Source organism: Methanobrevibacter thaueri (assembly GCF_015062905.1).
Taxonomy (GTDB): Archaea; Methanobacteriota; Methanobacteria; order Methanobacteriales; family Methanobacteriaceae; genus Methanocatella; species Methanocatella thaueri_A.
The window spans coordinates 1-14,360 of record NZ_SUTK01000038.1; the positions used below are offsets into that span (position 1 = coordinate 1).

The following is a 14,360-nucleotide window of genomic DNA, read 5'->3' on the forward strand; positions in this document are numbered from 1 at the left end:
AAAAAACAACAAAAAATAAGACCAAAAAAACCGGAAAGAAAAACATACTCAAGGCAAAAACCAACAAAAAAGGAAAAGCAACCTTCAAAATCAACAGAAACAAGGGAAAATACCAAGTGATAATAAAATACAAAGGAAACAAATACTACACACCAGTCACCAAAAAAGTAAAAATAACAATCAAGTAACTCGCTTCGGCGATACTTGATTTTTTTCAATTTTTTCGCCTCAAAAATAACAATTTTAACTATAAAGACTATTAAATCAAATATTCCTTAAAATTATCATTACTATCTCTTTTTAACACTCGAAAAAAGAAAAGAAAGATGGTTCAATTACCATCTTATTCAGTTTATTCACTATCTGTAGAATCATCATCAGGATAAGGATGGTCTGGATCATAGTACGGATTATAAGGATCGTCAGGATCATCAAAATGAGGATTTGCAGGAGTATATGTGGCTATCCAATCATCAAGAGTCATACCTACGCCTATTGGACCGTCAACAACAACACCATCCTCTACCCAGAGCTCATACTGTGGTATAAAGTAACGATTGCCGGTAGGGTCAGTATTATTACCATTACCTCCATTATCATCACTTCCATTATTATCGTTGGTGTTTGCAATGGAACTATCAGAAACCTGTGTGACAGGATTGTCAGGAACATCATCTGTAATAGTTATAGTAACTTTAGCATTGGAAGCATCATATTTATCATTTCCTCCATAATCAGCTAAAACATCATATTTTCCATCATCCTCCCCGCTAATAAGCAGATAACCTTTACCATTATTATCAGTGACTACAGAATATTTTTCATTACCATTAAAAGTAATGTTCACAGTTTCACCTGCAATAGGATTGCCGCTAGCATCTTTCAGGTCAAAGATCACAGTTTCTCCATTTTGCAAGGTGTCATTGTTTAAAAAATTGATTTGTGTTGCCATCTTACCATTTGAGTGACCAAACATAAAAGCAGCACCTGCCGCAATTATAATGACTACCAAAATTGCAATTATAATATTTTTATTCATTATTATCACCGTCCGTGTTATACAAACATAACACTATTTAAAATTTATTAATACTGGCATTATATAAATTTATTGAAAAAAAGACGAATTATTAATACTTTACTAATTTTATACATATTATTCATTTCTTCGATATTTTCGGCAAGGGATATGCATGATATAGACAGCAGAATTCAAAAAATATTCTTAATATTTAAGGATTAAACTTTAATCAAAACTATTAAATCAAATATTTTCTCAAAATTAGCTTTTAAATTTATTATTTCATATTTTTAAGATGCAAGTAAGCACTTACACTCGAAAATCTTTATATATGGCCTTATTCATATAATTATTTGTGCAAAGTGAAATCATTTCCTCCCAAATTGCACAAATGTCCAAAGGTGACAACATGGATTTAATTAAAAAATTCTTAATATTATTAGCAATATTTTGTGTAATTGGATCTGCAGCGGCAGTCAGTGCAGAAGATTTTGGAAGCGATGAAATCGGCTATGCCGGAGACAACTACGGAGACTCAAATGGAATGACAGTGAGCCCATACGGCGCTGACGATGAAGGTGTCGACCAAGTGCCTTCAGTTGAACATGATGCTGACTTCGTTCCTGACGGAAATCCTGAAATTCTTCCTCCTGACTGGAACCACATGGAACATGCAGCCGGCGAACCTGACAACCAGACTTCAGGCAACCAAACAAATACAACAGCACAGGATGCAGCTGACAATCAACCAGCAAACGAAACAGCTGCCGGAAACGCTGCATTAAATGAAGGCGGAAACGATACCTCAAACGCAACCGGTGCAAGTCCTCAAAAAATGCCAACCACCGGCAATCCAATATTATCATTATTCGCAGTCGGAGCAGTCCTTGGAGGATCTGCAATTATCAGAAGAAAATAACTTAAACTCCCTATATTATCCGGTGCCGGATTTGCCGGCACCCACCATTTTCCTGTTTTTAATCCAACTATTTGGTCTGGTACCACACCTTTACTTTGTAAGGAGTGTATCCCTTAATCAGCTTTGTGGAGATGTGTGCCCCTTTTCCTTTTACGGTCTTTGTTTTCACATTTCCATTCTTGTTTTTGAAGAAGAATTTGGCCTTGATAAGTTTTGTATGATGAGGCTCAATGTCCCCGTTGTATCCGTTTCCGACATACCATGATGTGACGCCGGTTCCCTTTTTGAACTGCATGTTTCCATTATATTCCACATATCCTGCTATCGCATCGCCGTTCTTAAGAATCTTGGCTTTTGGAGCCCACATGACTCCAGACTTGAAATTATGAATTTTTACAGTCACTTTTTTTGTTTTGGCAGCGCTCACGTCCTTTGCAGATGCCGCACATATAAGGACCGCAGCGGCAATAATAATCAGCAGAACAATCAGATGTTTCCTATTGAATTTCATTTTATCACTGATAATACTTTTGAATCGGAAGTATTTAAAAAAATCGAAAGCCGTCAAATTTAGATGCCATTACTTGGGTTGCGCCTGCAAAAAAATGAGTACATATAAATAAGACAAGAAAATATAATATTAACTGTAACACTCTCCCGTGTTACACTAAAAAAATTCTTAGTTTAAGTTCTAAAGGTTGTTTCAACCTTTAGACTTAACCGAATTTCCTGTTTTTTCAATCGCCGATATCACCTCGCATGAATATTTCCATACAGCCCAAAAACAAACATGAGGAATATATTATAGATACATTCTATAATTTATCATAGAAAACCTAAAACTATTAAAATAATCGATGATAAAGTAAATTTAGTTAATGTAAAAAATATAATCTAAAAAAGAGGGAATATGCATGGATACTGATTCACTGAAATATGGAGTTTTTTCATTTATCATACCGGGCCTTGGGCAATACCTAAATGGGGACAAGCAAAAGGCACTTGGATTGTTTGCAGGCGCAATAGCAATTCACATATTAATATGGTTCCTCATGAACAACTTTCTCGGAAGCGGACTGCAAACCCTATACCACCTGTATGCCGGATACGATGCATACAGAAATTACTGATTCTGAACGATTTTGAAAAACTTATATAATTTAAATTACATAAGAAAATTATAGAGGTGATATTATGAAAAAGATATTAATGATCTTAGCAATAGCCCTTGCAGTCATCATTTCCGTTGGTGCTGTAAGTGCAGACGACGGTTGGAGTTTCAACTGGTCATCCAGTTCAAATTCCACAAGCGATGGTGGACAGTTAGATGTTAACAACAATGAAGTTAACATACAAGACATAAAATTCGTTATCCCTGACGAATTCAAACACAATGAAAGTGCTGATGCAGTTGGAGAAGAAGCTGGAGACAACTTCCCTGGCTGTGACATAAGTGTTGTAAGATTTGACAACGGAGACGATTCCGTTATCATCAAAGTTGTCTACGGAGACATTAAATTTGATAAAGACTCATACACCCCTTCAAATGAAAGTGTAGCACAAAAAGTTGACAAAATAGACGGATTCTTTAAGGAATACGATGATGGAGTCTCATTCGACTACTGCAAAGACGGAAAATTAGTTGAAATCTTTGCTCCAAACCAAGAGACCTTAGCTAAAGTAATTCAATCATCCGAATAGATAATGGGAAAATTATATTTTTCCATTACCTCTTTTTTTTTAAAAAAAATCATCACTAAAAAATAGAAAAAAAGAAATTTAAGCAAATGATTACTCATTTGCCGGTTTAACTTTTGTTAACAATGCCGCAAACACAAATACCATTACGATAATAATCACATCGATAATTAACTCGAATGGCTTTGCGGTTGAAAACAGACTGATTATTCCAATGACCCACATCACTATCAGAACGCATGGAAGAAGGTACTTGATTACAAACTTCCAGGTCTTGCCCACATTGATGATGGACAATCCGTTAAGGACAGGCAGGAACTTATCGATTCCATAGTACCATGCGAATATGATACATTGAATTCCGATCAGTATCAGTATTCCGAATTCGTTTACAAAGGAATCTATTATGCCGACGAGGTAGCTGCTGATACCTGATGTTAGAATCAGGGAGAATATGCATCCTATAACAGCCAGGACTGTTGCGGTTTTCTTTCTTGACCATCCAAGCTTATCTGCAGTGGTGTTGAGCATCGGTTCCAGGAAACCGAGTGCGGAAGTGATTCCCGCAAACAGTATTGCCAAAAAGAGCAATGGAGCAATGATTCTGCCTATCGGTCCCATGATATTGAATATCATTGGGAAAACGATGAATATCAGACCTGTTCCTTCAGTAATCAGCTGAACCATAGGTGTTCCGTTGGTGAATGACATGTAACCCAGGATTGAAAACACACCGAAAGCGGTACAGATTTCAAACAGGGAATTTGATGCAACCACAATGAACACGTTGTTGATGAGCTTTGAGTTTTCAGGCAGGTAGCTTGCATATGTAACGGCAATGGCCTGTCCCATACTCAGGGAAAAGATAATCTGTGCAAATGCGGCAAGCCAGATGTTTACATCAGTCAGCTTTGACCAGTCCGGTGTCAGCAGGGTGTTGATACCGATGCCTGCGCCCGGCAGGGTCAGTGCATAGATGATGATGAATCCCATGATGACAAAGAGTGCCGGAATGAGGATTTTTGAAACCTTACCTATACCCTTGTCAACGTTCTTATGTGCAATGAACCATAGGACAATCCATAGGACGACAACACCAATTGTGGTAGGTATCAAAAGGAAGCTGGCATTGCTGAGGTTGGAACTTCCTCCAACAGTATTTACAAAGTAATGTGCAGCGTCAGCTCCCCAGCTGAATGTGAAGCTGGATCCAAGATATACCAAATCCCAACTCAAAATGACCATATAATAAATCGTAACTATATATACAAATAAAACCAAAATCCAAGCAACAATCTCGAACTTTGGATTGATATCTCTCATAATACTCGAAAAGGATTCCTTAAACGTGAATCCCACACCATACTCCAATATTAAAAATGGAATTCCCATTATGGCTATTGCAATAAGGTAAGGAATGAAAAATGAACCTCCACCGTTTGAATAAAGCACATAACTAAACCGCCAGATATTTCCCAATCCGACGGCTGCTCCAATCATAGCGAAAATAAATGCAATAGATGAATCCCACTGATTTTGTTGTTGTGACATAATAATACTTTTGTAAAAATCTATATAATAATCTTTACATATCTATTTGTGATGAATGTATTTGACAAATTTTTGACAGGCGAGACCGCCGGCATACAGTGGTGCTTTGAAAACAGGCATTTCATCAACAGACTGCAGGATAACGGATTAAGCAGAGAATATGTCGTTGACTGCATAATGATGGAAGAGCCAATCAGCTATGAGCATGTCGAAGGCGACAAATATGCCGTTGTCTATAATGCGCCTGAAAATAAGGATTACAAGGAAATAAGAGTCATCATGGCATGCAGGGGCAATTCAATCGACCTTGTAACTGTCATGAGAAACAACGAGACCACAACCAATCGACAGAACAGGCAGTACCAGTCCGACAAGAAAAAGGCAATCGAGAAAAAAAGACTCAAAGCACTGTCCAAAAGGAAATGGTAGATGTTCGATTTGAAAAAAAGAAAAATTGAAGATTTAAAAGAATTAACTTTTAAACCTTATTGAAGTTAAAGTTGCAGCTTATTCCTATTCTGAACAGAATCACACCTTTGGCTCCACCGGCCATTGCCTTTTTGGCATCCTTTAAAAGTGTGGAATGAGACAGTTCGGCAGTGTTTTCCTCTGAATGATATGTCTGAAGACCTGTCCAGATTTGCGCTCCGTTTGACTGCTTGACAAATGTCTTTGTCACTGACTTGATCCATGACCTTGGCTGACCGTAACTTCCCTTATACACCATAGGCAAGAGACAGTCACAGTATTTGCTCATGGTCGGAACGTCCTGACCGTAATAGTAGTGCATCATGTCTGGTTCCGGCATCAGTGCCACGGAAACAATGCAGTTAGGCTTTATCTTATGGATTTTGATGCTTGCCTTTTTAACGAAGTAGTTTACGGACTTGACCGCATTAGGGTGTTTGTGTGCGGTTCCGCCATATCTCATGTAGTCGAAATGGACTCCGTCAACACCTTTGATTTTGGCATAGTATTTGGCTTCCGAAATCTTCCTGTTCATGAATCCGTATTTCAGCTTTCCGTCATCATCCACAAGTGAAACCCAGTCACCGTCGTAAGCGACCTGCATCCACAGATGGACCTTTATTCCATGGCTGTGTGCGCTCCTGATGAATGACTCGACGGCTCCTCTTCCGTAACTGCTCAATGCCTCAACGTGAAGGAAAAGGTTTTTTGTCCCTTTGCTGGCAAGGCTTCCAAGGTCCACGCTTCTCATGTGTGCCGGCCAAATCCAGTAACCGTTTCCCTTAGGCAGTTTGGCCTTGACCTTTATTTTGTATGAGCCTTTTGAAGCAAGGTATGGGGATTTCTTGTCAAAGTAATACTTGATTTTATGCTTTCCTTTCTTGAGGCTTAGGAAAATCTTTGCATGACCGTAATTATTGGTCTTGGCTGAATACTTCTTGCCGTTGACGGTGAATGTGACCCATTTCTTTTTGAGAATCTTTCCGTTTGCGTCAACCAGCTTCACATGAAAGAGGCATTTTGATCCCTGACGATAGTTGATGTTCTTGTCGCCCACAATCAGCTTTGTCTTTATAGGTGACTTGATTGTGACCTTGCAGTATTCTGTTGCAGAGCTGGTTGAGTCATCGCCCGCATAACTGCATTTTGCATAGTATGTGCCTTTCTTGAGATTTACAGAAACACTTGCGACACCATTGCTGTCTGTGACCTTGTCATAATATGCTCCGTCAACCTTGATTGTCACCTTCTTGTTTGCCAACGGCTTGTCGTTTGAAATCAGCTTGAATGACACTGTGCTTTTGAATGACTCATATCCTGTGACATCTGATGTGGTGATTTTGACATCATTTTCCGCCTTTATGACTTCACTGTCGGCCTGGGCCAATGATTCATCCTGGGTGTCCTCGCTTAAGGAGCTGTTTTGGCTCGCATCCTGACTTAGTGAATCATCCTCAATGTCCTCTCCAACATTCTGAGCAAGGGCATCGGCGCTCTCATCTGCAATGATATCGGTGGCGTTGTCTGCGGCGGATACGGCTCCGAGAGACACTATCGCCAAGAGAACCATCAGCATAAATATAATCTTTCTCATCTTATTACATCTCCTTGAAGTTAATGTCGTTGAACAGTCCGAATCTGAATAGGATTACTCCGTCCGCTCCTCCGGCCATTGCCGCACGTGCATCTCCCATCAATTCGCTTGATGAAAGCAGTCTGGTGTTCTCGTCTGAACCGTATGACTGAAGTCCTGTCCAGATTTTGGCTTTGCTTGACTGTTTTTCAAATGTCTGGGTTACCCATTTGATCCATGATGTGCCCGCATTGTAGTTGCCCTTATAGACCATAGGGATAATGGCGTCCAGGTATCTTCCCATTGTCGGAATGTCCTGGCCGTAATAGTATTCCATTCCTGATGGTTCCGGCATCACTGCTGCTGACACTATCAGATTCTTGTTGACCCCATGAACAGCATTTGTAGCCTTCTTGATGAAGGTGTTGATTGCATTGACCGAATTGGAATAGCTGTGGGCGTTTCCTGCATATCTCACATAGTCGAAGTGGACTCCTGCAATTCCCTTTATCTTGGCGTAACTTTTGGCCTCATTGACCTTAGAATTAATCATTCCGTAGTTTATGCTGCCTCCGCTTACAGGATTCTCCCATCCTCCGTTGCCGTAGAATACCTGCATCCAAAGATGGACCTTTATGCCATAGCTGTTGGCCTTCTTGACCCATTTTTCAACACCGGATTTGCCGTATAGCTCAATTGCCTTGAAGTTCAAGAGAATATGCTTGAATCCGTTTTTCTGAAGTTCCTTGAGGTTTACGGAATTCATGTCCCTTCCGAAAAGCCACATTCCATTGTTTTCAGGAGTTGTAGGCCTGACATGAATGAAAAATTTGGCATAGCCCTTGTTGTACTTGTAGTTCTTGTAGGTATATGCCTTTATCTTATATGTTCCGGTCTTCATTTTGATTTTTAGTGTGGCAATTCCTTTGCTGTTTGTTCTTTTGACATATTTTTTGCCCTTTATCTTGAAGACGACCTTCTTCTTTTTAAGAATGCTGTCCCTTGCGTCGGTGACCTTGACCTTGAAGTAGCCCTTGTGCTTGTTTCTGTAGTTGTCGTCACTGACCCTTATGATTTTTATTGGCATTCCCTTTTTGACGATTATCTTGCTTGATCCGGAAAATGCATTTAGATTATCCTGTCCGCCGAATGAATAGTATACCTTATACTTGCCCGGCTTTTCATTGATGGTAAGCATTGCATTTCCCTTTGCGGTGGTCTTTACTGAATATTGCTTTCCATTGATTTTAAATGTGACCCACTTGTGGGGCAGCGGATTTGCGCCTGCCCTGAAGAGAACAGTATAGACATTCTTAAAGCCCACGTAGGCGTTGTAGTCTTTTGCCTTGACGTTGGTGTTGGATGATGTGATTACCCAAATCTTGGTTGTGTTCTCGCATCCCACATAACCGTCGCCGGAAAAGGAGTATTTTACTGTGTACTCGCCGGGATTTGAATTGATCTTGAGTTTTGCAACACCGTTATTGTCTGTGCTGGACTTAGTGACCACATTATTGAAAGTGAATTGCACTTCCTTATTGGCAATAGGGGTGGAATTGCTGTCTGTCAACTGAACGGAGAATTCCTTTCCCTTGATGACATTCCTATCATCGCTCTTGATAGTGGTTTCGGTTTTTGGTGTCTCTTCCATAGTTGGTGATTGGTCTGGCTCACTTAAAGGAGCATCATCGGTGATGTCAAGTTCCATGACATCCTGGGCGACTGCCTCCTGAGCGACGGGCACGTCAGTTTCGTTGGCCGCACTGACTGCACCCACCATGAATACAAAAAGCAGCGCAATTGATAAAATCAAAGCTTTGTTTCTTATCGAAATTTTTTCACTCTCCATTTAATGTTAGTTAAGTTTTTATTTTAAACCATATATAAATCTTTTTAAAAGCAAATACCTATTAAAATGGCTTAAATCAATTAAAATAGCTTAAAAACATATGGAAATGATTATGAAAAGAACAATAATAATTAAATAAGCTATAATAAGCTTAAATATCCTTGATTAAAAAGCGATTTTTTAAGAGGCAAAGTATCTATTTGAAAATAAGTTTAAACCAAATGAAGGATATTCGACAGTTATTCAATAAGTTGTGGAAAAAATTAGAACTAAATATAAGAAAACATTAAAAAATAAATAAAAATATCAAGTTAAAGGATAAAATACCCTTTAAAACTTGAGTTTGAATATTAAGCTTCCTCGGCGATTTCCTCATCATCAGAGAACAGCTGATTGAGCATCCATTCGGAATCGTATTCCATGATGTCATCATAGCCCTGACCGACACCCAGGAACATGATCGGCTTTTTGATTACATAGCCTATGGAAAGTGATGCACCGCCTTTGCTGTCCGCATCGGCCTTTGTAAGTATGACGCCGTCAATGTCAATGGCCTCGTTGAATTTGCGTGCCTGTTCGGTAGCGTCATTGCCTGTAATGGCGTCCCCTACGAAAATTACCAAATCAGGATTGGATACACGCTTGATTTTCTTCATCTCGTCCATAAGGTTTGTGTTGGTCTGCATCCTACCTGCTGTATCGATAAGGACCAGTTCCTTGCCCTGTGCACGTGCATGCTCGACTGCGTCATATGCAACTGCGGCAGGGTCTGAGCCCTTTTGGTGCTTGATGATCTTTACGCCCACATTGTCTGCGTGATAGGTGACCTGCTCGATTGCGCCTGCCCTGAAAGTGTCTGAAGCGGCAATGACAGGAGTGTAGCCCATCTTAAGGTAGTAGTTTGCAAGCTTGCCTATTGTTGTTGTCTTTCCGGTTCCGTTGATTCCGACAAACATTACAACCAAAGGCTCGCCCTGGGCTTTCTTTTCCTCAAGCATTTCGGTCATGGACTTGCCCGGAATATTGATGATTTCCTCAACGGCATCCCTTAGGGCATAATATGTGTATTCTGTAATGTCGTTGCTTCTCTTGATTTTCTTTCCGACAAGATTTTCCTTTACGTTTTCAACGACCTCTGTTGCAACCTCCATTGCAACATCTCCCTGAAGCAGCTCCATTTCAAGTTCGAAGAGAATGTCTTCGACGTGCTTTTCCTGAATGGTCTTTTCGCGCACGAATGAGAATATTCCGCCTGAAGCCTCGCCGTCTGCTGAAACATCTTCCTTGTCCTTGTTCCTGCTCCAGAAATGGGATTTCTTCTCCTCTTCCGGCTCATCTTCCACATCATCATCTTCATCTTCAGAAGCCTCATCATCATCCTTATTCCTGCTCCAGAAGCGGGATTTCTTCTCCTCCTTAACTTCCTCAACCTCTTCAGGAACATCCTCGACTTCCTCATCATCATCCTTATTCCTGCTCCAGAAGCGGGATTTTTTCTCTTCTTTAACTTCCTCAACCTCTTCAGGAACTTCTTCGGCTTCCTCTTCTGCAGGTGAATCTTCCTCTACAGGTTCATCAGCCTCCGGAAGCAAATTGTCCTCATCCTCTTCAGGCCCCTCTTTCTTTTTCCTTCCGAATGAGAAAAATGAAAATCTTGAGCCTGATTCTTCCTGAAGGTTGTTTTCTGCTTCTGCCTCTTCTATTAGCTCTTCTTCCAGTTTTTCACTTGTTCGTGAGAATTTCTTTTTTAGTGATTCAAACAAAAATAACCCAACCTGTTACTTAATTATTTTAATTTATATTTTTCATAGTATTTAAAAAAAATTAAAATCGACATCTAACCGTCAGTCAGATTAAATGTCAATTTTCCTGTTCCCTCATTTGTAATCTGCATCTGCTTGCACTGCGGGGATAGGCCTTCCAAAAGGGATTTGCCGTCTGAAGCGTCCATGTGCTGTGGCAGGTATCCTGAAATGTGGATAGGATACACTGTGCATATGCCCTCGTCTCCTGTGAAGTCCATCTTGACGAAGTAGGCCACATGAGTATCCTCATTGGACTGGTCGAATATGAAATTGCCAAGGCTGTAGAAGACCGGCTTGCCGTTGTACATCTCGATTCCCTGAGGCACATGAGGGTGGGATCCTATCACGACATCGGCGCCGTAGTCGATGAGCTCATGGGAAATCCTTGTCTGGTCCTCGTTAGGGGATGTTGAATATTCGTTTCCGTAGTGCATGTATGCAATGATTATATCAGAATCGTTATGCTCTGCAATCTGCTTTTGCGCATCAGCTGAGGAATATGCTGAATAGCCAGGGTTTGAACCGTTTGCAATCGGCATGACTTCCTGTGAGTATTCCGCAAAGTTTTCAGAGTCCATATAGTTGAGGATTGTAATCTTTCTTCCGTTCACTTCCTTGACGACCGGCTCATGGGCCTCCTGCTCTGAGTTTCCGGCACCGATCGGTGTGATGTCGGCGCTCTTGAGGTTTTCAATGGTGTCCCTCATTCCATCTGTTCCATAGTCAAATGCGTGGTTGTTTGCAAGTGCTGCAACTGTGAGGTTGTTTGCCTTTGCAAGGGGAACATATTCAGGGGAACACTTGAGCGGAACGTCTCCCTTGACCGCATTTCCGGATGTTGTAGCCGCATTTTCAAAGTTGATTAAAAGTAGGTCCACATTGGATGTGACGTCGCTTACCCCGGCAAACGGAGAGGAGTCCATGCTCAATACCCCTTCCATGTTACGGGCAAACATAACGTCTCCTGTAACGGCAACAGATACGTTTTCCTTCTGTTCGACATTTACAACTGAGCTTGACGGATTGAAAATTGTGGCCCAGACTGCAAATATGACCAGCAATACCAATATAATTAATAAGATGTCTCTAAGTTTCATTGACAATAATTATATACCTCATAGTATTTAAAAGGTGAAAATTGAATAATTATATTAGTAATCAGGAATATACTAATCTTAAAAGCAAAGGATGTTTCGAGTGAAAAAATGATACTTCTGAGTTTTGACATTGAGGAATTTGACGGCCCGAGAGAGCATGGCGTGGAGTATTCCCTTGAGGAGGGCATGAAGGTGTCTGTGGAAGGCACAAACCGCATTCTGGATGTGATGAAGGAAAATGACGTGCGTGCGACATTCTTCTGTACAGGTAATTTCGCCGAAAACGCCCCCGACGTCATGAAAAGGATCATGAGGGAAGGCCATGAGGTGGCATGCCACGGCGTTGACCACTTCGAGCCGAAGGAAAGCGACTTCAGGCTCTCAAAGGAGATTGTGGAAGGCATCTGCAACATCAATGTAACCGGCTATCGCCAGCCCCGCATGTTCCCGGTTGTTGAATCCGAAATCAGGAAGGCAGGATATCTCTACAACTCATCACTTAACCCCGCATTCGTTCCGGGCAGATACATGAATCTGAAGACTCCAAGAACATGGTTCATGAAGGACGGCGTGATGCAGATTCCGGCATCCGTGACTCCACACATCAGATTCCCCCTTTTCTGGCTGTCACTGCACAATCTGCCGCAGGGCATTTACCACAGGCTTGTAAGAAGGGTTCTTCGCCACGACGGCTATTTCGTAACCTATTTCCATCCTTGGGAATTCTATGAGCTGAAGGAGCATCCCGAATTCAAGATGCCCTTCATCATCCGCAACCACAGCGGGCGGGAAATGGCCGAGCGTCTGGACTCCCTGGTGAAGATGCTCAAGGGCGAGGGGCACAGGTTCATAACCTATACGGAATTCGTCAAAGCCACAAATCCAAAAATGATTAAATAATACTTCAATTAAATATATCAACATGTATGAAAAAAGGGATTACTTAGGCTTTCTGTTTTTTGGAGCGGCGATTCTGATACTGCTTTACATGTTCATCTCTCCGCTGACACACACAATAATCCATGTTGACGAATACTGGACCTACACTCTGGTGAACCTTCCCTTCGTTGAGGGAATGACAGTGGCGATTCATGACGTTCACCCGGTACTGCACTATCTGATACTGTACCTGCTGACTCCCTTTGGCCTGGATAACCTTTATCTTTTGAAGGTCACTTCAATAATTCCATATATCCTTTTGATGATTGTTTCTGCAACAAAAATCAGAAAGGACTACGGTTGGCTCACTGCAGGACTCTTTGTCTTCTGCATAGGAATCATGAGCGACTTTTTCATGGAGTTTCAGACAATAAGGATGTACTCATGGGGTTTGTTCTTCCTTGTAATGACATTCATATACTACAATGAGGTGACAACCCACTGGGACAGGAAATCCTGGGTGCTTCTCACCCTGTTCACGCTTCTTTCCGCCCATACACAGTACTTCTTTGCAATCACCTGCGGACTCATGTACCTGCTTATCCTATATGAAATCATGACACGCCACAGGGACAGGCTCAAGCAATTCGCAAAATCCGTTCTGGCGCTGATTATTCTCTACGGACCATGGATGATCGTATTCATGCATCAGATTAAGGCCAAGGTCGACGGACACCACGAGGGCTTCGAGCTAGCCAATGCAATACACTACATTACCTCCTTTGCAATCAAGTCCGAAAACTTCAATATGGAGACTGTCGCATTCAAGCTGGTCGCATTGGCGTTTCTGATTCTGATTCTGGTACTGATTTACAAGAAAAGGGACAAGTTCCCTGCTGCGGGAGTGTTCCTGATGTATGCCACAATTGCAATCGGAGTGATCTCCCTTATGGCCTCATTTGAAAACACCATGAGGGCAAGATATCTCGTTCCGGTGTTCGGAATATTCTGGCTTTCCGCATCAATAGTCATTGGAAAAATCAAGGACAACAGGATTCTGGCGCTTGCGCTGGTTCTAATCGCAATTCTTGCAGGGGCAAGCCTGCTGATTACTGTAGATGACATGGATTCCAGACTGGCATTCAATCATGAGAAGGACACTTTCCTTGAAAGCATCAACAACGACAGCAATGTGATTGTCTACAATACCGATTACGGATACAGGATCCTTCACACGGACCTGAACAAGACCAAGCAGTATACCATAAGCGACAAGTATTTCTACAGCGATGACGTGGAGATATGCAAGGACCTTGACAAGATCATAAAGGACAATCCCGACAAGACAGTGTATCTAGTCAACTGGAACAATGCCGACAAGAACAAGAAGTATGAGGATGAATACGACCTGAAAGAAAAGTATGATTCCGGTCATTATACATTTTACATCGTGAAATAAGTCTCCATGACTTATTTTTTCTTTTTTTAAAATCGTCGATA

At 41.2% G+C, this 14,360-nt stretch carries 14 protein-coding genes; 7 read left to right on the top strand and 7 right to left on the bottom strand.

Annotated elements, in window-relative coordinates; all coding sequences use genetic code 11:
• A partial coding sequence (locus tag E7Z79_RS07305) for a hypothetical protein (protein WP_303739304.1) occupies positions 1-188 on the top strand: 188 nt, incomplete at its 5' end.
• 164 nt (positions 189-352) lie between these two features.
• Here E7Z79_RS07305 and E7Z79_RS07310 read toward each other — a convergent pair.
• On the bottom strand, positions 353-1,039 hold the full coding sequence (locus tag E7Z79_RS07310; RefSeq protein WP_303739305.1) for an Ig-like domain-containing protein: 687 nt from the start codon (positions 1,037-1,039) through the stop codon (positions 353-355).
• Positions 1,040-1,430: 391 nt separating this feature from the next.
• Here E7Z79_RS07310 and E7Z79_RS07315 point away from each other — a divergent pair, with 391 nt between their 5' ends.
• Complete coding sequence (locus E7Z79_RS07315; protein WP_303739306.1) at positions 1,431-1,940, top strand: hypothetical protein; 510 nt, start codon at positions 1,431-1,433, stop codon at positions 1,938-1,940.
• 67 nt (positions 1,941-2,007) lie between these two features.
• Here the strand turns inward: E7Z79_RS07315 and E7Z79_RS07320 are convergent, their stop codons facing one another.
• Complete coding sequence (locus E7Z79_RS07320; protein ID WP_303739307.1) at positions 2,008-2,451, bottom strand: hypothetical protein; 444 nt, start codon at positions 2,449-2,451, stop codon at positions 2,008-2,010.
• 403 nt (positions 2,452-2,854) lie between these two features.
• Here E7Z79_RS07320 and E7Z79_RS07325 point away from each other — a divergent pair, with 403 nt between their 5' ends.
• Positions 2,855-3,070 (top strand): hypothetical protein, encoded by a 216-nt coding sequence (locus E7Z79_RS07325; RefSeq protein WP_303739308.1) that lies wholly within the window; start codon positions 2,855-2,857, stop codon positions 3,068-3,070.
• A gap of 64 nt (positions 3,071-3,134) precedes the next feature.
• Positions 3,135-3,641 carry a hypothetical protein gene (locus E7Z79_RS07330; protein ID WP_303739309.1) on the top strand — a complete coding sequence of 169 codons (507 nt, stop codon included), beginning with the start codon at positions 3,135-3,137 and terminating at the stop codon, positions 3,639-3,641.
• A 90-nt stretch (positions 3,642-3,731) separates the two neighbouring features.
• On the opposite strand, the gene E7Z79_RS07335 is transcribed toward E7Z79_RS07330, so the two are convergent.
• Positions 3,732-5,189 (bottom strand): sodium-dependent transporter, encoded by a 1,458-nt coding sequence (locus E7Z79_RS07335; RefSeq protein ID WP_303739310.1) that lies wholly within the window; start codon positions 5,187-5,189, stop codon positions 3,732-3,734.
• Between the two features lie 51 nt (positions 5,190-5,240).
• On the opposite strand from E7Z79_RS07335, the gene E7Z79_RS07340 reads away from it, so the two are divergent.
• Positions 5,241-5,618, top strand: coding sequence for a hypothetical protein (locus tag E7Z79_RS07340; protein ID WP_303739311.1), 378 nt, complete (start codon positions 5,241-5,243; stop codon positions 5,616-5,618).
• 49 nt (positions 5,619-5,667) lie between these two features.
• Here the strand turns inward: E7Z79_RS07340 and E7Z79_RS07345 are convergent, their stop codons facing one another.
• The 4 genes from E7Z79_RS07345 to E7Z79_RS07360 form a co-directional block, all read right to left on the bottom strand.
• Positions 5,668-7,251, bottom strand: a complete 1,584-nt coding sequence (locus tag E7Z79_RS07345; protein ID WP_303739312.1) for a hypothetical protein — start codon at positions 7,249-7,251, stop codon at positions 5,668-5,670.
• A 4-nt stretch (positions 7,252-7,255) separates the two neighbouring features.
• Positions 7,256-9,079 (bottom strand): putative glycoside hydrolase, encoded by a 1,824-nt coding sequence (locus tag E7Z79_RS07350; protein WP_303739313.1) that lies wholly within the window; start codon positions 9,077-9,079, stop codon positions 7,256-7,258.
• Positions 9,080-9,429: 350 nt separating this feature from the next.
• Positions 9,430-10,842: a signal recognition particle-docking protein FtsY gene (ftsY, locus tag E7Z79_RS07355; protein ID WP_303739314.1), complete on the bottom strand. Its 1,413-nt coding sequence runs from the start codon at positions 10,840-10,842 to the stop codon at positions 9,430-9,432.
• Positions 10,843-10,916: 74 nt separating this feature from the next.
• Positions 10,917-11,981 carry a CapA family protein gene (locus E7Z79_RS07360; RefSeq protein ID WP_303739315.1) on the bottom strand — a complete coding sequence of 355 codons (1,065 nt, stop codon included), beginning with the start codon at positions 11,979-11,981 and terminating at the stop codon, positions 10,917-10,919.
• Positions 11,982-12,089: 108 nt separating this feature from the next.
• On the opposite strand from E7Z79_RS07360, the gene E7Z79_RS07365 reads away from it, so the two are divergent.
• Together E7Z79_RS07365 and E7Z79_RS07370 are read left to right on the top strand one after the other, a co-directional pair.
• Positions 12,090-12,881 (top strand): polysaccharide deacetylase family protein, encoded by a 792-nt coding sequence (locus tag E7Z79_RS07365; RefSeq protein WP_303739316.1) that lies wholly within the window; start codon positions 12,090-12,092, stop codon positions 12,879-12,881.
• A gap of 22 nt (positions 12,882-12,903) precedes the next feature.
• The gene (locus tag E7Z79_RS07370) at positions 12,904-14,319 is read left to right on the top strand and encodes a hypothetical protein (protein WP_303739317.1); all 1,416 of its coding nucleotides are present in this window, start codon (positions 12,904-12,906) and stop codon (positions 14,317-14,319) included.
• The last annotated feature ends 41 nt before the right edge of the window (positions 14,320-14,360 follow it).